Source organism: Alteriqipengyuania halimionae (assembly GCF_009827575.1).
GTDB classification, from domain to species: Bacteria; Pseudomonadota; Alphaproteobacteria; order Sphingomonadales; family Sphingomonadaceae; genus Alteriqipengyuania_A; species Alteriqipengyuania_A halimionae.
The window spans coordinates 98,894-119,170 of sequence record NZ_WTYR01000001.1; the positions used below are offsets into that span (position 1 = coordinate 98,894).

General features: G+C 63.6%; 19 protein-coding genes. 11 read left to right on the forward strand and 8 right to left on the reverse strand.

Features of this window, described 5'->3' with window-relative positions; genetic code table 11:
• The first annotated feature begins 83 nt into the window (after positions 1-83).
• The 3 genes from GRI68_RS00515 to GRI68_RS00525 all read left to right on the forward strand — a co-directional run bounded on the left by GRI68_RS00515 (position 84) and on the right by GRI68_RS00525 (position 3,193).
• Positions 84-1,700 (forward strand): vWA domain-containing protein, encoded by a 1,617-nt coding sequence (locus GRI68_RS00515; RefSeq protein WP_160615198.1) that lies wholly within the window; start codon positions 84-86, stop codon positions 1,698-1,700.
• 53 nt (positions 1,701-1,753) lie between these two features.
• On the forward strand, positions 1,754-2,479 hold the full coding sequence (locus tag GRI68_RS00520; protein WP_160615199.1) for an OmpA family protein: 726 nt from the start codon (positions 1,754-1,756) through the stop codon (positions 2,477-2,479).
• 93 nt (positions 2,480-2,572) lie between these two features.
• Entirely contained in the window at positions 2,573-3,193 is a 621-nt protein-coding gene (locus tag GRI68_RS00525) for a hypothetical protein (protein WP_160615200.1), read from the forward strand.
• Between the two features lie 41 nt (positions 3,194-3,234).
• Here the strand turns inward: GRI68_RS00525 and GRI68_RS00530 are convergent, their stop codons facing one another.
• Genes GRI68_RS00530 through uvrB form a run of 5 tightly spaced genes read right to left on the reverse strand, consistent with a single transcriptional unit; the run spans position 3,235 to position 8,703 of the window.
• Complete coding sequence (locus tag GRI68_RS00530; protein ID WP_160615201.1) at positions 3,235-3,801, reverse strand: hypothetical protein; 567 nt, start codon at positions 3,799-3,801, stop codon at positions 3,235-3,237.
• A 41-nt stretch (positions 3,802-3,842) separates the two neighbouring features.
• Positions 3,843-4,427, reverse strand: coding sequence for a hypothetical protein (locus tag GRI68_RS00535; protein WP_160615202.1), 585 nt, complete (start codon positions 4,425-4,427; stop codon positions 3,843-3,845).
• 11 nt (positions 4,428-4,438) lie between these two features.
• Positions 4,439-5,953 (reverse strand): S10 family peptidase, encoded by a 1,515-nt coding sequence (locus GRI68_RS00540; RefSeq protein WP_160615203.1) that lies wholly within the window; start codon positions 5,951-5,953, stop codon positions 4,439-4,441.
• Between the two features lie 48 nt (positions 5,954-6,001).
• Positions 6,002-6,532, reverse strand: a complete 531-nt coding sequence (locus tag GRI68_RS00545) for a CIA30 family protein (RefSeq protein ID WP_160615204.1) — start codon at positions 6,530-6,532, stop codon at positions 6,002-6,004.
• Complete coding sequence (gene uvrB, locus GRI68_RS00550; RefSeq protein WP_160615205.1) at positions 6,529-8,703, reverse strand: excinuclease ABC subunit UvrB; 2,175 nt, start codon at positions 8,701-8,703, stop codon at positions 6,529-6,531. Before uvrB ends, GRI68_RS00545 begins: the two co-directional genes overlap by 4 nt.
• A gap of 98 nt (positions 8,704-8,801) precedes the next feature.
• On the opposite strand from uvrB, the gene GRI68_RS00555 reads away from it, so the two are divergent.
• The 6 genes from GRI68_RS00555 to GRI68_RS00580 all read left to right on the forward strand — a co-directional run bounded on the left by GRI68_RS00555 (position 8,802) and on the right by GRI68_RS00580 (position 14,212).
• Positions 8,802-9,347 (forward strand): DUF3617 domain-containing protein, encoded by a 546-nt coding sequence (locus tag GRI68_RS00555; RefSeq protein ID WP_160615206.1) that lies wholly within the window; start codon positions 8,802-8,804, stop codon positions 9,345-9,347.
• Between the two features lie 102 nt (positions 9,348-9,449).
• Positions 9,450-10,250, forward strand: coding sequence for an esterase/lipase family protein (locus GRI68_RS00560; RefSeq protein WP_160615207.1), 801 nt, complete (start codon positions 9,450-9,452; stop codon positions 10,248-10,250).
• Positions 10,247-11,671 (forward strand): circularly permuted type 2 ATP-grasp protein, encoded by a 1,425-nt coding sequence (locus GRI68_RS00565; RefSeq protein WP_160615208.1) that lies wholly within the window; start codon positions 10,247-10,249, stop codon positions 11,669-11,671. Before GRI68_RS00560 ends, GRI68_RS00565 begins: the two co-directional genes overlap by 4 nt.
• A 12-nt stretch (positions 11,672-11,683) precedes the next feature.
• Entirely contained in the window at positions 11,684-12,628 is a 945-nt protein-coding gene (locus GRI68_RS00570) for an alpha-E domain-containing protein (RefSeq protein ID WP_160615209.1), read from the forward strand.
• Between the two features lie 23 nt (positions 12,629-12,651).
• The gene (locus GRI68_RS00575) at positions 12,652-13,449 is read left to right on the forward strand and encodes a transglutaminase family protein (RefSeq protein ID WP_325063814.1); all 798 of its coding nucleotides are present in this window, start codon (positions 12,652-12,654) and stop codon (positions 13,447-13,449) included.
• A 13-nt stretch (positions 13,450-13,462) separates the two neighbouring features.
• Positions 13,463-14,212 carry a peptidase gene (locus tag GRI68_RS00580; RefSeq protein ID WP_160615210.1) on the forward strand — a complete coding sequence of 250 codons (750 nt, stop codon included), beginning with the start codon at positions 13,463-13,465 and terminating at the stop codon, positions 14,210-14,212.
• Positions 14,213-14,224: 12 nt separating this feature from the next.
• On the opposite strand, the gene GRI68_RS00585 is transcribed toward GRI68_RS00580, so the two are convergent.
• Positions 14,225-14,971 carry an extensin-like domain-containing protein gene (locus tag GRI68_RS00585; RefSeq protein WP_234028672.1) on the reverse strand — a complete coding sequence of 249 codons (747 nt, stop codon included), beginning with the start codon at positions 14,969-14,971 and terminating at the stop codon, positions 14,225-14,227.
• A gap of 92 nt (positions 14,972-15,063) precedes the next feature.
• On the reverse strand, positions 15,064-16,323 hold the full coding sequence (locus GRI68_RS00590) for an EAL domain-containing protein (RefSeq protein ID WP_160615211.1): 1,260 nt from the start codon (positions 16,321-16,323) through the stop codon (positions 15,064-15,066).
• A gap of 263 nt (positions 16,324-16,586) precedes the next feature.
• Here GRI68_RS00590 and GRI68_RS00595 point away from each other — a divergent pair, with 263 nt between their 5' ends.
• Together GRI68_RS00595 and serA are read left to right on the forward strand one after the other, a co-directional pair.
• Complete coding sequence (locus tag GRI68_RS00595; protein ID WP_160615212.1) at positions 16,587-17,708, forward strand: phosphoserine transaminase; 1,122 nt, start codon at positions 16,587-16,589, stop codon at positions 17,706-17,708.
• 96 nt (positions 17,709-17,804) lie between these two features.
• Entirely contained in the window at positions 17,805-19,385 is a 1,581-nt protein-coding gene (gene serA, locus GRI68_RS00600; RefSeq protein ID WP_160615213.1) for a phosphoglycerate dehydrogenase, read from the forward strand.
• Between the two features lie 48 nt (positions 19,386-19,433).
• Here serA and GRI68_RS00605 read toward each other — a convergent pair whose 3' ends face one another.
• On the reverse strand, positions 19,434-20,255 hold the full coding sequence (locus GRI68_RS00605) for an aldo/keto reductase (protein ID WP_160615214.1): 822 nt from the start codon (positions 20,253-20,255) through the stop codon (positions 19,434-19,436).
• Positions 20,256-20,277 lie beyond the last annotated feature (22 nt).

The following is a 20,277-nucleotide window of genomic DNA, read 5'->3' on the forward strand; positions in this document are numbered from 1 at the left end:
CGCCGACATTCAGAACCGGTTCACCGGAGTCCGTCGAGCTTCGCGTCCGTTGCGGGAGAACGACGGAAAGAGGAGCGGGACTGATGACGAGATTGGCGAAATACGCGATGACCGGGGTGGCGGTTGCCTTGCTGGCCGGATGCGCGACCAGTGGCGATACGATCGACACGACCGGAGCCAGTACAAGCGACAGCGGAGAAGTGGCTCCTTCTCCCCCGCCACCTCCGCCACCACCGCCCCCTCCAGCGCGGATGGCCGCTCCGACGACTCTGGCGACGAGCGTACCGCCGGTGATCGTGCCAACCGATCCGGGCCGCGAGCAATATGACGGGAAGGAAGTATCGCCGGTGAAGCGCGTGGCAGACGAGCCGGTCTCCACGTTCTCGGTCGATGTCGATACCGGCGCCTACGCCAATATGCGGCGTTTCCTGCGCGACGGTCAGCGTCCGCCCGAAGCGGCGGTACGGACCGAAGAATTCATCAATTACTTCCGTTACGATTACGGGAAGCCACAGGACCGCTCGACCCCTTTCTCGGTCGCGACCGATGTGGGTGTGACGCCATGGAACCGCGACACCCGCCTGCTGCGGATCGGCCTGCAGGGGTATGACATTCCGCGTGAGGAGCGCCCGGCGGCCAATCTGGTCTTCCTGCTCGATGTCTCGGGCTCTATGGGCTCGCCGGACAAGCTACCATTGCTCCAGACTGCGCTCAAAGGCCTGGTCGACAATCTCGGCGAGGAGGATCTCGTCTCGATCGTCGTCTATGCGGGCGCGGCAGGGTTGGTGCTCCAGCCGACCAACGACGCGGGTGAGATCAAGCGCGCCTTGGACATGCTCTCGGCCGGCGGTTCCACCGCAGGAGGGGCCGGACTCCAGCTCGCCTACCAGATCGCGCGCGACAATTTCATCGAGGGCGGGGTCAATCGCGTGATCATCGGCACCGATGGCGATTTCAATGTCGGCATCACTGGCGATTCGCTGATCGAGCGCATCGAAAAGGAACGCGACACGGGCGTGACGCTTTCGGTGCTCGGTTTCGGCACCGGCAATTACAACGAGGCGGTGATGGAGCAGGTCGCCAACAAGGGGAACGGCAACTACTCCTACATCGACAGCGCGCTCGAGGCCCGCAAGGTGCTGGGCGAGGAGATGAGCTCGACCCTGTTCACGATCGCCAAGGACGTGAAGATCCAGATCGAATTCAATCCGAAATACGTCAAGCAATATCGCCTGATCGGGTATGAGAACCGCGCCCTGCGCGAGCAGGACTTCGAAAACGACAAGGTCGATGCCGGCGAAATCGGGGCCAGCCACCAGGTTACCGCGCTCTACGAGATCGTGCCTGCCGACAAGGATGGCTGGATCGCCGAGCGACGCTATGACGGCAATCGCGCCCCGTCCGCATCGGGTTCGGGCAGCGAAATGGCCTATATCAAGCTGCGCTACAAACTGCCCGATGGCGATGAGTCCACGCTGGTCGAACGCGCGGTGCCGGCTTCGATGTTGGCGGCGGCCAAGCCTTTGCGCGGCGATTTCGCGTTCGTGGCCGGAGTTGCCGCGTTCGGGCAATATCTGCGCGGCGACGATCTGCTCGGCGATTTCGGTCCCGATCGGATCGCATCCCTGGTCGGTCCACAGAACGATTATTACCGCGCCGAATTCGTAAAGCTGGTCGAAGCCAGCACCGCAACCGAATAAGCCTTTATCGAGGGCATTGAGGCGAACGGGCTGGGCGGCTATCGCAACAGGCGATGGATTCCCGCCCGCTCTTCGTCGCCGCCGGTGCACTCGCCGTGCTGGGCATTGCCGCTGCCAGCCATGCTGCGCTTTCGCCGGATTTCATCGCGCAGATGGAAAGCGAGGCCGATGCGCTCGCCAAGAAGCGGATCGCGGTCGAATTCCACACGCGCAACGGTAATTATTCGCGTCACCCCGAATTGTCCGGCGGCCGATCGCTCATGCCGGACGAGCGGCTCGACATCGCGCGCAAGATCGACATGTTGCCCGGTGTCGGCGGCGTGCACTGGGCGCGCGAGGAGCGGCTCCAGATCGATCGGGCTGCAGCCGAAGACCCGCTCTTTTGCGAACGCCGGATTGCGGCGATCCTCAAGTCGCGCTCGATCCGTTTCGACGAGGCGAGCGCAAGGCTCGATCCCACCAGCGCGGCCCTGCTCGATGAAGTGGCCGAGGCCTTGCGGCCCTGCGTCGGCGGCCTCATCGCGATTATCGGCCATACCGACGACAATGGCGATCCGGTGGCCAATCGCGCCCTGTCCGAACAGCGCGCCGAACGCGTCCGCCAGGCACTGGCGCAGCGCGGCATCCCCGCAGACGATTTCGTGATCGAAGGGATGGGCTCGACAAAGCCCATGGAAGGGCTGGACCCCGCCGATCCGGCCAATCGCCGGATCGAATTCAAGCTGCTGCAAAAGGCGCCGCTGGTGCCCACGGCAGTCGATGCGCCGGGAGCCGGCTGATGCCTTTGATCGTCGAAATCATGATCCTCGCGCTGATTGCCTATGCGATCGGTTTCGGCGCGGGCTTCGCACTCTGGAACAGGAATACATCCGATGGCTGAACTCATTCAAACGCATTGGCTGGCACTGGTGCTCGCGGTGTTGCTGGGGCTGTTCGTCGCCTGGTGGCTGTTCGGGCGCAAGAAGCCCGAGCGCGAACGGCATGTCTCTCCCGATGTGCTCGACGAAGGTGCAGCGCCGGCCAATCGCAACCAGGCCCTGATCGACGCGCCGCCAGCCGCCGCGATGGATTCGCTCGCCGGGGCCGGAGTGGCCGTCTCTGCCGCAGGTGGCGAGGACAAGGTCGAAACCGACAATGCCGAGGACAAGGTGGAAGCCTCGGCCGCCGCCGCGGCGACCACGCCCCAGACTGCGGATGCGCCTCCCGTCGCGCCCGAACCGGTGCCCGCAGCGGCGACGGCGACCCCGGCGGATCCCGACGCGCTCAAGACGATCAAGGGCGTGGGCCCGAAACTCCGGACCCGCCTCGCCGAGCTTGGCGTCACCTCGATCGCGCAGGTCGCGGCGTGGACCGAAGAGGATGTCGACCGCATCGACGCGCAGCTCGAACCGCGCTTCCAGGGGCGCATCCGGCGCGACAATTGGGTCGAGCAGGCGAAGCTGCTCGAAACCGGCGATCGCGCGGCTTACGAAGCGAAATTCGGCAAGCTCTGACTGGTTCGCCTTCCTCCCTGCCTCCCTGCGGAGGGCGGCAATCAGGTTTCGGGAACGGGCGTCACGCTCTCGGACATATCTCCGGGCGTTTCAGCACGTGCGCGGCACTCGGTGCGCAAAGCGCGGGTCAGGGGGCTCGCGGGTAGTCGCAGCATTCCGCCACCGGGCAGCGTCGCCGTGAATCGATCGTCGAGGATGCGCCAGCGTTCGTCATGCGCATCGAGACTCCCGATCCAGCGTGCGGGCGGCTCGGCATCGACCGGGATGCGCAGCCGCAGATTGCCGACCAGCGCCAGCAGAGCGCCCGTGCCATCGGGCGCGGGGAAATGGCGTGTGATCGCGATCCGCTTGGCGCCCAGCGCGCCGTCTTCGCAGGCCAGCGACAGGAGCGGGGTCGATCCTTCGACACCGAAGGTGACGATCCCGTTTGCGCCTTCGCGCCACTCCGCATCGTCGGGCTGTTCGGGTGCGGGCGGCGCAGGCCTCGGCGAAGGCACGCGGGTTTCCATCGGCACGCGCGCGGCGTAGGCGGCATCGGTTTCGTCCGGCGCGGAATTCGAACACGCGGCCAGCGGCACCAGCAGGACGGAAAGGAGCGAGCGCTTCATCTGGCAGGCGGATTAGGCGCTCGGCCCATGCGAGGAAAGTGTCACTCCCCGGCTTTCCCCGGTGCGCGACAATCGCGGATCACCTGGCGCAACTGCTCGGTCGCGGGCACACGCAGGGAATACTCCGCTCCATCGTCGAGCCTCAGGCTGATCGGGTATTCGGTTTCGAGCAGCAGGCCCGCCTGCGTTGCCTCAGGGTCGAGCCGCGCCTGCCACATCGCACCTCCGCCCAGATCGCTTTCGATGCCGGTAACCTCGGCGCGCTCGGTCGCGCCGCCGGAGCGCAGTTCGAGCACGCGTTCCTCGCCCGCCACCGCGCCGGGCGTGATCCAGTTGAACAGCACCGTCTTGCCGCTCTCCTCGGCCGTCTCGTCGTCGTCGCCCCTGCTATCGCAGCGCAGGGTCAGCATGCCGTTTTCGTCGGGCGGACCGTAGAGTGCGGATTGCGATGCGGTCTTGTAGGACCAGCGCCGCCCGTCCTCGCCACGCTCGCTTTCGCTGTCGACGCCCGGATCGAAGGCCGGCTGCGCCTCGACGAGATTTGCCCGCTCGCCATCATCCGCCGGTTCATTGCCCGAGCATGCGGTGAGGGCCAGCATGGCCGTGGCTAGAATGGCGCTGCGCATCATAATCTCCGTCAGCGGTTGCGGATGAAGGCACGGATATCGGCGGAGAGCTTCGTCCGGTCCTCGTCACGAATATACATCATGTGGCCCGCATCGTAATAATGGAATTCGACCCGCTCCTGCGGGATGCCGATGCGCTTGAGCGAATATTCCGCGCCGAAGAAGGGCGTGGCGAAATCGTAGTAGCCTTGGCCCACGAAGGTGCGCAGCTGGGAGTTCTGGCGCATCGCCTGCCCGATGAAGGGCGCGACGTTGAGATAGGCACCGCGTCCGCGTCCCGACAGCGACCAGTCCCAGCTGCGGCCCGGATCGCTGCCGATCGCCTGGTATTCGCGATCCGTCTCGAAGCCGAGGGTACCGCGCGACCAGGCATTGATCGCGGCGGTGTAGCCCGCGTCGATGCCGTAGAAGCTGGGGTCGTTGTCCGGGTACTCGCCCGCATTGTCGTAGTCGCGGCCGGTGTAGCGGCTGTCGAGCCGTCCGATAGTCAGCCCCCGGTCGCGGAGCAGTTCCTTGTAGAAGCGCTGGTCGGTTACCCGCAGCTCGGCATTGTCGAGGAAGGTTTCGGACAGGCCGGTCAGCCGGGAAAGCTCGGCGCGCACGCTCGCACGCTCGGCGGCAGGCAGGTCCTGCCCCTCCATCAGCGCCGTGGCGTAAGGCCCGATCGCGAAGCGGCGCGCTTGTTCGGCAATCGCCTCCACCGACGGGGCCTGAGCCTTGCCGTGGTAGTAAGCAGCGGTCGCCATGTTGGGCAGCGCCATCACATAGGCCATTTCGTTGCCCGGCGTCGGCTCGCGCGCGGCGAAATCGAGGATGGTCGAGATCAGGATCAGCCCGTTGAGACCTACGTCATTGTAGGTCGCCCCCTCCAGCTCGCGCACCACCATCGCGGTGCGGGTCGTGCCGTAGCTTTCGCCGCCGAGATATTTGGGGCTGTTCCACCGGTTATTGTCGTTGATCCAGCGGCGGATCACCGTGGCGACCGCGCGCGCGTCCTGCTCGAGCCCGTAATAGTCCTCTGGATCGGTGTTTTCGGTCAGGTAGCTGAAGCCCGTGCCCGGCGGATCGATGAAGACGAGGTCCGCGACGTCGAGCAGCGAGTCCGGATTGTCGAGGATCGGGTAGGGCGGCGCGCCATCGTCCGTCGCGTCTGAAGGAATCGCGACCCGCTTCGGCCCGAACGCCCCCATCTGCAACCAGACCGAGCCGGAACCCGGCCCACCATTGTAGATGAAGAACACGGGACGAGATGTGTCGCGCGGGTTCTTCACGTAGCTGGTGGTGACGATCACCGCTTCGGGCTTGCCCTCGTCATCGGTCAGTACGGTTTCCGCCATCGTCGCGGTGTAACCGATCCGCTGCCCGCCGAATGTGCCGGTCAGGTCGCGGGTGCGAACCTGCGGATCGAGCTTCGCGGGGGCTGCCGATTTTCCGGTGTCTGCCGTGTCCTGTGCGGTAGCGGCAGTGGGGAGGGCGATGGCCAGCGCCATCGCGCCAGCAAGGTGACTGAGGGTGCGAAAGGTCATGCCGGTGCTATGCCAGCCGATCGCGGCCGGGTAAATGCGCGGGAAGCGTCAGGCGCAGGCTTCAATCCGCTGGAGCCGCATCACGAAATCGCCATCTATTCCATCGGCAATGATGAGGCCGATGCTGTGAGCTTCTTCTGTGGCGAAGGCAGGTGCGTCGACGTCCTTCCCGAACAGCGAGGTTTCCAGATCGGCAAGGTCGATCACGGCGACGGACCAGTCGCCTTCGCTCTCTTCGGTCGTCAGGGGCGCGCGATAGGCGATGCGCCGTCCGCGCTCCCTGGCATTGGAGCGCAAGGTGGCCTCATAGGTCCGACCATCGCCCGAATAGACGAAGCGCAGCGTCCGCGCTCCGGCCATCGCGCCTCGGGACAATTCGCGTCGCAGCGAGGTGAACCCGCCGCCGTTGGTATTGAGGGTGCCAGTAAAGGCCAGCGCATCGTCGCCCTGCTCGATATGGCCTTTGGAAATCCCACCCATCACGCCGTCATTGACGACCTCCCAGCGCGCGAATTCGTCCGGGTCGCTGAAATCGACCAGCGTGCGGCACGTGCCGGGCTCGATGGGGGCGAGGGTCATGGCTTCCACTTCCTCTGCGTCTTGCCATAGCGCGTCTTGCGCGTGCCCGGGCGGCCCGCATCGCTGCGGCCCACGCGCGGGGCTTTCTTCTCTCCGTCGCCGAGGCCGAGCTCGTCGTTTTCGAGCTTGCGGATTTCGTCGCGGAGGCGGCCGGCTTCCTCGAATTCTAGGTCGGCGGCAGCGGCGCGCATCTTCTTTTCGAGGTCCTCGATATAGGCGCGCAGATTGTGGCCGGCCATGCTCTCGACCTCTTCGGCGGGGCCGTTCTCTTCCTTGGTCGCATGGGCCGTGATGTCGGCGATCGCGCGCTTGATGGTCTGCGGGGTGATCCCGTGTTCCTCATTGTAGGCGCGCTGTTTCTCGCGCCGGCGGTCGGTCTCCGCCATCGCGCGTTCCATCGATCCGGTGATCCGGTCGGCATAGAGGATCACGCGGCCATCGACGTTGCGCGCGGCGCGGCCGATGGTCTGGATGAGCGAGGTTTCGGAGCGCAGGAAGCCTTCCTTGTCCGCATCCAAAATCGCGACCAGCCCGCATTCGGGAATGTCGAGCCCTTCGCGCAGCAGGTTGATGCCCACAAGCACGTCGTACACGCCCAGCCGCAGGTCGCGGATCAGCTCGATCCGTTCGAGCGTCTCGACGTCGGAGTGCATGTAGCGGACCCTGACTCCCGCTTCGTGCATGAACTCGGTCAGGTCTTCGGCCATCCGCTTGGTCAGCGTAGTGACGAGCGTGCGATAGCCATTGGCGGCGGTTTTCTTGCACTCCTCGATACAATCCTGCACCTGATCCTCGACGGGGCGGATATCGACTGGCGGATCGATCAGGCCGGTGGGACGGATCACCTGCTCGGCGAACACGCCGCCGGTTTCCTCCATCTCCCACGAGCCGGGCGTGGCCGAGACGGCGACCGTCTGCGGGCGCATCGCGTCCCATTCGTTGAAGCGCAGCGGGCGGTTGTCGATACAGCTGGGCAGGCGGAAGCCATATTCGGCCAGCGTCAGCTTGCGACGATGGTCTCCGCGCGCCATCGCGCCGACCTGCGGCACGGTCTGGTGGCTTTCATCGACGAACAGCAGCGCGTTTTCGGGCAGATATTCGAACAGGGTGGGCGGCGGTTCGCCGGGCAGGCGCCCGGTGAGGAAGCGCGAATAGTTCTCGATCCCCGCGCAGGAGCCGGTCGCTGCGATCATTTCGAGGTCGAAATTGGTCCGCTGCTCCAGCCGCTGGTGCTCGAGCAGTTTGCCCTCGGCTTCCAGCTCCTTCAATCGCTCGGCAAGTTCGAAGCGGATCGCCTCGCTTGCCTGCTTCATCGTCGGACCGGGCGTGACGTAGTGCGAATTAGCGTAGATCCGCACCTTGTCGAGGCTTTGCCCCTTCTTGCCGGTGAGCGGATCGAATTCGCTGATTTCCTCGATATCGTCACCGAAGAAGCTGATCCGCCAGGCCATGTCCTCATAATGCGAGGGGAAGATTTCCAGATTGTCGCCGCGCACCCGGAAATTGCCGCGCGCAAAGGCGGCATCGTTGCGCTTGTATTGCAGCGCGACGAGCTTGCGGATCAGCTCGCGCTGGTCGACCGTCTCGCCTGTCTTGATGTCGAAGATCATCGCCGAATAGGTTTCGACCGAACCGATGCCGTAGAGGCACGAGACCGAGGCGACGATGATCACGTCGTCGCGTTCGAGCAGCGCGCGCGTGGCCGAATGGCGCATCCGGTCGATCGCCTCGTTCACCGAGCTTTCCTTCTCGATATAGGTGTCCGACCGCGGCACGTAGGCTTCGGGCTGGTAGTAGTCGTAGTAGCTGACGAAATACTCGACCGCGTTGTTGGGGAAGAAGCTCTTGAACTCGCCATAGAGCTGCGCGGCGAGAATCTTGTTGGGCGCGAGGATCAGCGCGGGGCGCTGGGTTTCCTCGATCACCTTGGCCATGGTGAAGGTCTTGCCCGAACCCGTGACGCCGAGGAGCACCTGGCTCTTCTCGTCGCCCCGGATGCCCCCGACCAGTTCGGCGATCGCGGTCGGCTGGTCGCCTGCGGGGGTATAGTCCGAGACGAGCTCGAACTTCTTGCCCGGCATCGATTTCTCGGGACGGGCGGGCTTGTGGGGGACGAAAGCGCCGGTCGTGTCCGGTTCTTCCAACCCGCGTCTGATTACCAGTTCGGCCATGCGCGCACATATGGGGAACATCTTGCGCGGCTGCAACGCGCTTGAGGATTGCGCTCTGCCTGCTAGCTTCGCGGGCGAATCGAATAGGGAGAAAATAGATGCGTCGCGAACTGATCATGGCCACGGCCTGCCTTGCCCTCGCGGCCTGTGGCAGCTCCGATGCCGACACCGATGGGGACGGCAAGGTCAGCATGGAAGAGGCGGCCAGGAAGTCCGCCGACGAAATGATCAAGCCCGAGCCCGGCCAGTACCGCGCCGAAATCGAACTCGTCGAATTCGAAATGCCTGATGCGCCGCCCGAGATGCAGGAATTGATCAAGCAGCAGAGCGGCAAAGGCAAGGAGACGAGAGAGTTCTGCCTTAGCGACGAAGATGCCGAAAAGGGTTTCGAGGACATGATCCGCGAGGGTCAGCAGAACGACGATTGCTCGTTCGACAAGTTCGAGGCCGACGGTGGCAAAATCGACGCGGTGATGCTTTGCGAAAAGGCCGGTGAAGGCAAGGCGCGCATGGAAATCACGGGCGTCGGCACCAAGACTTCGTCGGACATGACGATGAAAGTGGAAGCGACCGGGCCGGGCGGCCAGAAGGTGCTGATGACGACCAAGATGAAGCAGGAGCGCATCGGCGACTGCCCGGGCTAGGAAGATCGCCAGAAACGCGCTGACGGTTTAATTGGAAACTAAAGCGCGCCCCGGCGTTCGAATGACAGAAGCATAAAAAGACGGGGCATCGAAACGGCGCGAATGGCGGCGGCACAAACCGAAGATAGTGGCTCATCGAAGCTGCGCGCTTTCGCGGACGAGGCATCGCGCCGGATCGAGCTGGCGCGCGAACCTTACGACGTCAGCAAACTGCGCAAGCCGCCGCTGCGGCGCTTCCTGTCAGAGTTCAACTATTTGCTCGAGCCGATCAAACGCGCGCGTTCGGAACCCGATATCAAGCCCGCAGCCACGCCCAAGCGGGTGATGCTGATCCCCGGCTTCGGCGCGCATCCCTGGCGGATGCGCTATATGGCGCAGCAGCTTGAGCGTGCCGGACACCGGGTGAAGCGGTGGGGCATGGGCTACAATTTCGGACCGTCGCCCGAATTGTTCGACAAGCTCGAACGGCGGCTCGAGCGGGTTCACGCCAAGAAGAACGAGCCGATCTATCTGGTTGGCTGGAGCCTGGGCGGAATCTACGCCCGCGAGCTGGCCAAGCGACACCCTGACAAGGTTGCCAAGGTGATCACGCTGGGTTCGCCGTTCTCCGGCGATCCGCGCAACAACAATCTTTGGCGGATCTATCCGCTGGTGACCGGCCATTCAGTTTCCAACCCGCCGATCGAGGCCGATGTCCACGCCAAGCCGCCGGTCGAAACGGTTGCGCTATGGAGCCCGAAGGACGGCATCATCCATGCCAGTTGTGCGCGCGGCCAGCCCGAGGAGCGCGATCGCGAAGTGGCGCTGCGCTGCTCGCATATGGGCTTCTGCTACGAAACGGATTCGATCGAAGCGATTGCCGCCGAACTTGATGGCGATCCCGCCGGGGCCGGCCCGGCATGAGCGAAAACATCCATTTCGACGAGATGCGCGAGCCCGATGGCGATGTGCGCGAACCCTATGCGGATTACGACAAATGGTTCTGGCAGCAGGATGCCAGCTGGTTGCGCAAAAAGGCCAAGGAAGCCGAAACGCTCTTCCGCAAGACCGGGATCACCTTCAACGTCTATGGCGAGGATGCAGCCGAGGAGCGGCTGATCCCGTTCGATATGGTGCCGCGGATCATCGCCGGGCGTGAGTGGCGCAAGCTTGAGAAGGGCATCGATCAACGCGTCCGCGCGCTCAATGCCTTCATGCACGACATGTATCACAAGCAGGAGATCGTGCGCGCCGGGATCCTGCCGCAACGCCTGATCCGCGACAACGAGGCGTTCCTGCCCGAAATGGTCGGCTTCACGCCGCCTGGCGGGATATACACCCATATCGTCGGCACAGATCTGGTGCGCACGGGGCCCGATGAATTCTTCGTGCTCGAAGACAATGCCCGCACCCCGTCAGGCGTGTCCTACATGCTCGAAAATCGCGAAACGATGATGGCGATGTTCCCCGAGCTGTTCACCCGCGTCGGTGTGCGGTCGGTATCGGACTATCCGCGCCGCCTGGCCAAGAGCCTCGCCGCCTGTGCGCCGTCGGGCCTGGATCGCCGTCCGGTGATCGGTGTGCTGACGCCGGGGATCTACAATTCGGCGTTTTACGAACACGCCTTCCTCGCCGACCAGATGGGCGCCGAACTCGTCGAGGGCAGCGATTTGCGCGTGGTCGACGGGCGGATCGCAATGCGCACGACCCGCGGTTGGCGCTCGATCGACGTGCTCTACCGCCGGGTCGACGACGAATTCCTCGACCCGCTCACGTTCAATTCGGATTCGATGCTGGGGGTGGCGGGCATCATGGATGTCTATCGCGCCGGTCGGCTGACCATCGCGAATGCGCCGGGCACCGGGATCGCCGACGACAAGGCGATCTACAGCTACATGCCCGAAATCGTCGAATTCTACACCGGCCAGAAGCCGCTGTTGAAGAATGTCGAGACCTGGCGCTGCTCGGAGGAAGACAGTCTCAAATACGTGCTCGACAATCTCGCCGAGCTGGTGGTGAAGGAAGTGCACGGATCGGGCGGCTACGGCATGCTGATCGGGCCGACCGCGTCGAAGAAGGAGTTGCGCGACTTCCGCGCCAAGCTCACCGCGAACCCGCACAACTACATCGCCCAGCCGACGCTTTCGCTGTCGACCTGCCCGATCCTGACGAAGCAGGGGCTGGCTCCCCGCCATGTCGATCTGCGCCCCTACGTGCTGGTCTCGCCGGACAAGATTGATCTCGTGCCAGGCGGCCTGACCCGCGTGGCGCTCAAGAAGGGCAGCCTGGTGGTTAATTCGTCGCAAGGCGGCGGTACCAAGGACACATGGGTGCTCGATGATTAGGGCACGCCAATCATGCTAGGCCGGACCGCCAACGCGATCTTCTGGATGTTCCGCTATCTCGAGCGGGCGGAAAATACCGCGCGCCTGCTCGAGGCGGGCTTCCGCATGGCGATGACGCGTGACGAGTTCACCAGCCAGGAAGAATGGCGCTCAGTCATCACCACCGCCGGGATGCGCGAGAATTACGAGGCCAATCACGGCACCTACACCGGCATCCAGGTGTGGAATTTCATCCTCCGCGAAAAGAACAATCCGGCGAGCGTGCTGGCCCAGATCGGCAATGTGCGGACCAATGCCCGTGCGGTCCGCAACGTCATCAGCCGCGAATTGTGGGAAACGGTCAACGAGAGCTGGATGGAAGTGCGCGACCTGCTGGCCAGCCCGGTCCCGCAGACGCAATTGGGCGATGTGATCGCCGCGATCCGGCGCGAGGCGACGCTGGTGCGCGGGGCGATGGAAGGGTCGATGCTGCGCACCGACGTGTTCAATTTTGCGCGCATCGGTAGCTTCATCGAACGCGCCGACAACACCGCGCGCATCCTCGACGTGAAGTATTACCTGCTGCTGCCCACGTTGGCGCATGTCGGCGGCAGTCTCGACAGCGCGCAGTGGGAGAATGTCTTGCGTTCGGTCGGCGGGGACAGGGCCTATCGCTGGCTCAACCATGTCGGGGTGGAAGCCAAGAGCCTGGCCGATTTCCTTATCCTCGACCGGCGTTTCCCGCGCAGTCTCGCCTTCAGCTACGCCAAGATCCGATCCAACATGGCCAATCTGGCCGAGGATTATGGCGAGGAAACTGAGTCACATGTGCTATTGCGCGATATCGACACGCGGCTGGCCGGGCTGACCGTGAGCGAGATCATCGACGAAGGGCTCCACCAGTTCATCCTCGGCTTTCTCGCCGACAATCAGAGCCTCGCCGCCGCGATCGCCCGCGACTACCGATTTACCGAATAGGAGCACCGCACATCCGCCTGAAAATCCGCCACGAGACGACCTACGATTTCGATGCCCCGGTGCATTACGGGCTGCAGCGTCTGCGCCTTACGCCCAAGACGACGCAGGGGCAGGAGATCATCGATTGGGAAATGTCGCTCGTAGGCGCGAAGATCGAGTTGGAATACGAAGACCAGAACCACAATCACATCACGCTGGTCTCGGTCGATGAAGGGGTCGAGGAAGTCATCGTCTCGTGCGAGGGCGAAGTCGATACCGCCGATTATGCCGGGGTGATCGGCCGCCATGCCGGTCACTTGCCGCTCTGGGCGTTCTCGTCGCAGACCCGCCAGACCCGTCCGGGCAAGGCGATGAAAGACTTGCTGGCGCAATTTAAGACTACCGAAGCGCGCGATGTCGCCATGTTGCACGATTTGTCTTCCGCGATCCGCGAGGCGGTCGGCTATACCAAGGGCACGACCTACGCGACCACCAGCGCCGAGGAGGCAATGGAAGCGGGCCACGGCGTATGCCAGGACCACGCGCATATCTTTGCCGGCCTAGCGCGCGCGCTCGATGTCCCGACACGCTATGTCAGCGGCTATCTGATGATGAACGACCGGGTCGATCAGGAAGCCAGCCACGCCTGGGCGGAAGCCCATGTCGACGGGCTGGGTTGGGTCGGCTTCGACATTTCTAACGGGATCAGCCCCGACGAGCGCTATGTCCGCGTTGCCACGGGGCGCGACTATCGCGAAGCCGCCCCGATCACCGGGCGCACACAGGGTGCCAAGGATCGCAGCCTGGAAGTGAAGCTGTCGGTCGAACAACAGCAACAATAAGAAAGATAATACAATGACCTATTGCTGCGGCCTGATGCTCGAAAAGGGCCTCGTGCTGATGAGCGACACGCGGACGAATTCGGGCGTCGACAACATCTCGGTGTTTCGCAAGATGTTCAATTTCTCGGTCCCGGGAGAGCGCACGATCACGCTGATGACGGCGGGCAATCTTGCGACCACGCAATCGGTCGTCAGCCAGCTCGAAGAGCGCAGCAAGATCCCCGACGAGCGCGACAACGTGCTGTTCGGTGCGGATACGATGTTCCAGGTCGCGACGCGGGTCGGGCGGCTGCTGCGCGAAACCGTGGCCGAGCGGCAGAAGGCCAACGATCGCGAAGGGACCCGTAGTTTCTCCGCCTCGATCATCATCGCCGGGCAGATCGCCGGAATGGAACCGCGCCTGTTCATGGTCTATCCCGAAGGCAATTTCATCGAGGCGTCGACGGAAACCCCGTTCTTCCAGATCGGCGAGACCAAATACGGCCGTCCGATCCTGCTGCGCGGTTACGACCGGACGATGAGCTTCGAGGATGCGGTCAAGCTGCTGCTGGTAAGCTTCGATTCCACGCTCGCGGCGAACCTCTCGGTCGGCATGCCGCTCGATTGCATGGTGCTCGAAAAGGACAATTTCGAGCCGCTCCATGAGCGCCGCTTCGACAGCAACGACACCTATGTGAAGGCGATCTCCGACGAATGGAACGTCGCGCTGCGCGAAGCCTTCATGGGACTGCCAGACTACAGTTTCTACGATCCCGAGGACTGACGGGCGCGCGCCTTAGCGGCAATAGGTGCCGCCCCCCAGTTCGAGGTGAAAGTGATCGCGGTGCGCGGCGTTGTATTCGGGGCCCAGAACCGTGCCGAAGCGCTTGCAGGCGCTCGAATGGATCACGCGGAGGAATTCGCGTTCGTCGGCGCTGCCATTATCCCACGCCTCTTTCAGCACGATCCGGCGGCCGTCCGACAGGATGAAGGCTGAGACGTCGATCGCCTCGGCGGTCGCGTGTGCGCTGCGGCGCGAGGAACCGGCGACGTTGCGGCACGAATAGCTACCCATCGTCTCGATCCGTACCAGCGACGCACCAAGCATTTTGCGCGCGGCGCGATCGACGCCGAAGCGCGCCCAGCCGGCGAGCTTCTCTGCCAGCGGGCAGGCCACCGGCCCGAGATTGCTGATCTCGAAGCTGCGTGAATCGCCCTGCAGTCCGGTCACCGATACGCTGCCGACCGTGGCGCAACCGGCACCGTAATACTTGTCCGGCAGCGGGGTGAAGTTCACTTTCTGCTGCGACAGATGGGCTGTGCAGGTGTCGCCCCGGATCGTCGACAATTGAGTCGAACGCGGAGTCGCCTGACGCTGCGGCGTCTGCATAGCGCGGCGCGCGGCGGCATAATCCGGGCGCTCGACCGTCGCGCGGTAGGAGCGTTCGGAAGCGGGCGCGACGCTGTCGGGAATGACCGAACATGCGCCAAGTGCGATCGGCAGCATGGTTACCAGCGGGAGAAGGGCGGTGCGTTTTGTCATGCCTTCCTTCTGCGTGGAGAAGGAAAATTTTAAGCAATCGAAATAGGTTAATGCGGCTTTTACCTTTTGACCCGCTCAGCCCCGACCGGGCGCTACCCCGCCCTGATCTGTGAGGTCACCTCCCGCCAACCGATGACCGGAGCGAAATCGCGCCCATCGCTGAGCCTGGCAAGGTCGAGCGCATGATCGAACTCGACGCCGGTACGATCGCCTTGGCCCCACCTGACGGTTGCCCAGACCCAATTCTCATCGGAGAACTGGAGGGCGAGCCTTGTTCCTCTCGGCACGTTCCACAACCCGTCGATCATGGCTCCCTTGGTTGACAGATTGTGAACCTCACCCTCGTGGCAGTAACCTTGATGATTTACCCCAACTCGTCTTTTGAGAGGCGCGCGGGCCTCCCGCAGGGGGCGATAGCTGTGGGGCCTGCGGGTTTGGTCGCCGATCAGCATCGAGAGCGCACGGCGGGCATCGACCGGTGCGCTGATGTGAGGGCCCTGCGCGTGAGTGAATCCGTTATCGCGCACGAATGAAACCTCCTGCTCGGAGGCCACGCCGATTGCCGTTAACTTCGTGCCCAGCGCGACCGTCAGTTCGGCGAACTTCATCCATCGGGAGTAATCGCCTGCCGCGACATCGGTCTCGTTCGCGACGTCGCTGCGCAGCTTGAGTTCGTCGAAACGAAACTGTCCGATACGCTCGCTCGGGGCCGGGTTGCCGGTCGAACAGTCGAGCGCGATGGCGACGCCGAGTTGCCGGAGTTCGGCCAATTGCTTCAGTTCATCGAAGCTCGCCTGAGCGACGGCATCCTCGTTTACCACCAGCCCGAAGCGTTCGGGAGGGAAGCGGAGGTCGGTAACGACCGGCTCGATCCGCTCGCGAATGGCGCCGACCATCGGCATGAACCGGGAGATATCGAAGGATATGCGCGCGCCCGCAGGCCAGGTCGCCGATAGCCGGCAAGCGGTCTCTACCGACCACGCCCCGAATTCGAGCAGGCCGACTCGGTCTTCCGAGACGATGACATCCAACCGATCTTCGGCGTCTTGCGTGATCGGCACGGCATGAAAGCCCGCGATCTTCTCGGTCGCGACATCGATGATGGGTTCGAACGCCATTTCCAGGCGGTCCGAGAGATCGACCTTCTGGGGCACGTCGCGCCACCTGCGCGGCGTAGATGCAGGCTTCTGGTTTAGCGCCGGGGTCAGTGGCGTCGCCGGTGGCGGCGCCGGGGAACGAGGCTCCTTTCGTTGAGGCTCGCGGTCGAATCGCAGATAGTCCTGGCGCGAATATGTTTCGAGCCAAACCCATGTCCCATTGGACAACCGTTTCGGGACGAGGGCGAAGCGCATATATTTACGTCTCCGCCTGAAAAGTCGTCCAAACCGGAATCTCATCGCGTTGTTTCCTCCTCTTTGAGACTAATTCTCAGTGTTAATAGCTAAGCAAGGTTTAACCTCTCGGTCATCTTTTTGGCGCGGATGGTCACCGGTTCGTCTGGGTTTTGCCTGCGAACCATCGTGCCCGGCTTGACTTGGCGTGGTGCTCGGTTACCCACGTCGACGGGCCACGCGGTCCCAACGCCGCGCGTGCTCTCTGTGAGGAGAGTTTTGAAATGAATGACTTACCTGCGCGCAAACCCGCGCGCCCATACTTTTCGTCCGGTCCCTGCGCCAAACCGCCGGGCTGGAATCCTGCCGAAATTGCCACGGAAGTGATGGGGCGTTCGCACCGCTCCAAGCTCGGCAAGGCGCGATTAAAAAAATCCATCGATCTGCTGCGCGAGGTGCTCGAAGTGCCCGAATCGCACCGAATCGGCATCGTGCCGGCGTCCGATACCGGCGCGGTGGAGATGGCGATGTGGTCGATGCTCGGCGCGCGCCCGGTCACGACCCTGGCATGGGAAAGCTTCGGCGAAGGCTGGGTGACCGACGCGGTCAAGCAGCTCAAGATCGACCCGACCGTGATCCGCGCCGATTATGGTGACCTTCCCGATCTCTTGCAGGTCGACTGGTCGAACGATGTGATCTTCACCTGGAACGGCACCACCAGCGGTGTGCGCGTGCCAGATGCCGATTGGATCGCTGTCGACCGCGAGGGCCTCACCATCGCCGATGCGACCAGCGCGGTGTTTGCGCAGGATATCGACTGGGACAAGGTCGATGTGCTGACCTTCAGCTGGCAGAAAGTACTCGGCGGCGAAGGTGCGCATGGCGTGCTGATCCTCGGCCCGCGCGCTGTCGAACGGCTCGAGAGCTTTACGCCCGATCGTCCGCTGCCCAAGATCTTCCGCCTGACCAAGGGCGGCAAGCTGATCGAAGGCATCTTCAAGGGCGAGACGATCAACACGCCCTCGATGCTCGCGGTCGAGGATGCGATCTGGGCGCTCGAATGGGCCAAGGGGATCGGCGGGCTTTCCGCGATGAAGGCCCGCGCGAATGCCAACGCCGCTGCGCTCGATGCGATCGTGAAGGAGCGCGACTGGATCGGCCATCTCGCCGCCGACCCGGCCAACCGCTCGAACACCAGCGTCTGTCTGACGGTCGAAGGTGCCGATACCGACATGATCAAGCGGATGGCCGCGCTGCTCGAAGAGCACGATGCCGCCTATGACGTGGCCGGCTATCGCGATGCCCCTGCGGGCTTGCGCATCTGGTGCGGAGCGACCGTGGACACCGCCGATATCGAGGCGCTCGGCCCGTGGCTCGACTGGGCTTACGAGACCGTCTCCCATTAATTCAATTCGTCATCCCCGCGAAGGCGGGGACCCGGCTTCCGACGCTGGAGATGGATTCCCGCCTGCGCGGGAATGACGAAGTAGAAGGAAAATTCCATGAAACCCAAAGTCCTCATTTCCGACAAGATGGACCCCAAGGCCGCCGAAATCTTCACTGCCAATGGCTGCGACGTCGACGTGAAGCCCGGCATGACACCCGACGAACTCAAATCCGTGATCGGCGAATATGACGGGCTCGCGATCCGTTCGTCGACCAAGGTCACGCCCGAAATCCTCGAAGCCGCGACCAATCTCAAGGTAATCGGCCGCGCCGGCATCGGCGTCGACAATGTCGACATCCCTGCCGCCAGCGCGGGCGGTGTGGTGGTGATGAACACGCCGTTCGGCAACTCGATCACCACCGCCGAACACGCGATCGCCATGCTGTTCGCGCTCGCGCGGCAGATCCCGATGGCCGACCGCGAGACCAAGGCGGGCGAATGGCCCAAATCCAAATATATGGGCGTGGAGCTGACCGGTAAGACGCTCGGCCTGATCGGCGCCGGCAATATCGGCTCGATCGTCGCCGCGCGCGCTCTGGGGCTGAAGATGAAGGTGATCGCATTCGATCCCTATCTCACCGCCGATCGTGCGGTCGAAATGGGCGTCGAGAAGGTCGATCTCGACACGCTGCTCGCGCGCGCCGATTTCATCACGCTCCACACCCCGCTGACCGACGAGACGCGGGGCATCCTCTCGGCCGAGAACCTCGCCAAGACCAAGAAGGGCGTGCGCATCGTCAATTGCGCGCGCGGCGGGCTGATCGACGAGGCGGCGCTCAAGGACGCGCTCGAAAGCGGACAGGTCGGCGGGGCGGCGCTCGACGTGTTCGAAACCGAACCGGCCAAGGAATCGCCGCTGTTCGATGCGCCCAATTTCATCTGCACCCCGCATCTGGGCGCTTCGACCACCGAGGCGCAGGTCAATGTCGCGATCCAGGTCGCCGAGCAGATGGCCGATTACCTGACCACCGGCGGCGTCACCAATGCGCTGAACGTGCCGAGCCTCAGCGCCGAGGAAGCCCCCAAGCTGAAGCCCTATATGGCGCTGGCGGAAAAGCTCGGCTCGCTGGTCGGCCAGATTGCCACCGGCAACATCACCAGCGTGGCGATCGAAGTCGAAGGCGCGGCGGCGGAGCTCAACCAGAAGCCGATCACCGCCGCGGTGCTGGCCGGGATCATGAGCCACTATTCGCAGTCGGTGAACATGGTCAACGCGCCGTACCTGGCCAAGGAACGCGGGCTCGAAGTCAGCGAAATCCGCAACCAGCGCGAAGGCACCTATCACACGCTGCTGCGGATCACCTATGTCGCGGACAAGGGCAAACGCTCGGTCGCGGGCACGCTTTTCGGCGATGCCGCACCGCGCCTGGTCGAGCTGGCCGGCGTCAATATCGAGGCCGCGCTCGAGGACGAGATGATCTACATCGTCAACGAGGATACGCCCGGCTTCATCGGCCGGATCGGCTCGCTGCTGGGCGATCACGGCATCAATATCGGCAACTTCAACCTCGGCCGACGGGCGACCACCGGCGAAGCGGTGCTGCTGCTGAGCGTCGACCAGCCGGTCGGGCAGGACGTGATCGACGCGGCGTGTGAACTCGAGAGCGTGAAGCGCGTGAAAGCGCTGTCATTCTAGACTGGACAGAAGGGTGCCCGCCCTTCGGGGCGGGCACCTTCCTTATCATTACCCGTCGTTGAATTCGCCCGGGTTCGGGCCCATCCGGCCATCTTCGCTGTCGAGAGCGTCGATCTTGGCCATCTGATCGTCGCTCAGTTCGAACGACAGCGCGCTGAAATTGTCGCGGATATGATCGGGGTTGGTCGAGCGCGGCAGCACCGTGAAGCCGTGCTGGATATGCCAGCGGATGATCACCGCGCTGGCGGACTGCCCGGTTTCCTCTGCAATCGCCTTGACCGTCTCGTTGCTCATCCCGTTGCCCTGGCCGAGCGGGGACCAGCTCTGGGTGACGATGCCCATATCCTCGTGCACCTTGCGCATCTCGCGTTGCTGGAAGCTCGGGTGCAATTCAATCTGGTTGAGCGCCGGGGTCACCCCGGTCTCGTCGACGATGCGTTTCAGATCCTGTTCGCGGAAGTTCGAGACGCCGATCGACTTGGCTTTGCCTTCGTCGCGGATCTCGATCATCGCCTTCCAGGTGTCGACGAACAGATCGTTGTCGGGGCAGGGCCAGTGGATCAGCAGCATGTCGACATGCTCGCGCCCAAGGCGCGAAAGGCTGTTGTCCATCGCCTTCTTGGTCCGCTCGTAGCCCTGGCTGGCGTTCCAGATCTTGGTCTGGAGGAAGATATCGGACCAGTCGCCGATGCCTTTGCCGACGCCTTCTTCGTTCTTGTAGATCGCGGCCGTGTCGACGAGCCAGTATCCGGCTTCAAGCGCGGCGCGCACCGCATCGGGGGCGTTGTCCTCGTCGATCTGCCAGGTGCCGAAGCCGAGCTGCGGAATGTGGCGGCCGTCGTTGAGGGGGAGGGTAGGTTGGTCGGTCATTCAAATCTCCTGTTCGAACGAC

Excerpts from the sequence above, each read along its gene's own strand:
- GRI68_RS00515 (WP_160615198.1), top strand. The coding sequence starts at position 84 with ATGACGAGATTGGCGAAATACGCGATGACCGGGGTGGCGGTTGCCTTG.
- GRI68_RS00520 (WP_160615199.1), top strand. The coding sequence starts at position 1,754 with ATGGATTCCCGCCCGCTCTTCGTCGCCGCCGGTGCACTCGCCGTGCTG.
- GRI68_RS00525 (WP_160615200.1), top strand. The coding sequence starts at position 2,573 with ATGGCTGAACTCATTCAAACGCATTGGCTGGCACTGGTGCTCGCGGTG.
- GRI68_RS00530 (WP_160615201.1), bottom strand. The coding sequence starts at position 3,801 with ATGAAGCGCTCGCTCCTTTCCGTCCTGCTGGTGCCGCTGGCCGCGTGT.
- GRI68_RS00535 (WP_160615202.1), bottom strand. The coding sequence starts at position 4,427 with ATGCGCAGCGCCATTCTAGCCACGGCCATGCTGGCCCTCACCGCATGC.
- GRI68_RS00540 (WP_160615203.1), bottom strand. The coding sequence starts at position 5,953 with ATGACCTTTCGCACCCTCAGTCACCTTGCTGGCGCGATGGCGCTGGCC.
- GRI68_RS00545 (WP_160615204.1), bottom strand. The coding sequence starts at position 6,532 with ATGACCCTCGCCCCCATCGAGCCCGGCACGTGCCGCACGCTGGTCGAT.
- uvrB (WP_160615205.1), bottom strand. The coding sequence starts at position 8,703 with ATGGCCGAACTGGTAATCAGACGCGGGTTGGAAGAACCGGACACGACC.
- GRI68_RS00555 (WP_160615206.1), top strand. The coding sequence starts at position 8,802 with ATGCGTCGCGAACTGATCATGGCCACGGCCTGCCTTGCCCTCGCGGCC.
- GRI68_RS00560 (WP_160615207.1), top strand. The coding sequence starts at position 9,450 with ATGGCGGCGGCACAAACCGAAGATAGTGGCTCATCGAAGCTGCGCGCT.
- GRI68_RS00565 (WP_160615208.1), top strand. The coding sequence starts at position 10,247 with ATGAGCGAAAACATCCATTTCGACGAGATGCGCGAGCCCGATGGCGAT.
- GRI68_RS00570 (WP_160615209.1), top strand. The coding sequence starts at position 11,684 with ATGCTAGGCCGGACCGCCAACGCGATCTTCTGGATGTTCCGCTATCTC.
- GRI68_RS00580 (WP_160615210.1), top strand. The coding sequence starts at position 13,463 with ATGACCTATTGCTGCGGCCTGATGCTCGAAAAGGGCCTCGTGCTGATG.
- GRI68_RS00585 (WP_234028672.1), bottom strand. The coding sequence starts at position 14,971 with ATGACAAAACGCACCGCCCTTCTCCCGCTGGTAACCATGCTGCCGATC.
- GRI68_RS00590 (WP_160615211.1), bottom strand. The coding sequence starts at position 16,323 with ATGCGCTTCGCCCTCGTCCCGAAACGGTTGTCCAATGGGACATGGGTT.
- GRI68_RS00595 (WP_160615212.1), top strand. The coding sequence starts at position 16,587 with ATGAATGACTTACCTGCGCGCAAACCCGCGCGCCCATACTTTTCGTCC.
- serA (WP_160615213.1), top strand. The coding sequence starts at position 17,805 with ATGAAACCCAAAGTCCTCATTTCCGACAAGATGGACCCCAAGGCCGCC.
- GRI68_RS00605 (WP_160615214.1), bottom strand. The coding sequence starts at position 20,255 with ATGACCGACCAACCTACCCTCCCCCTCAACGACGGCCGCCACATTCCG.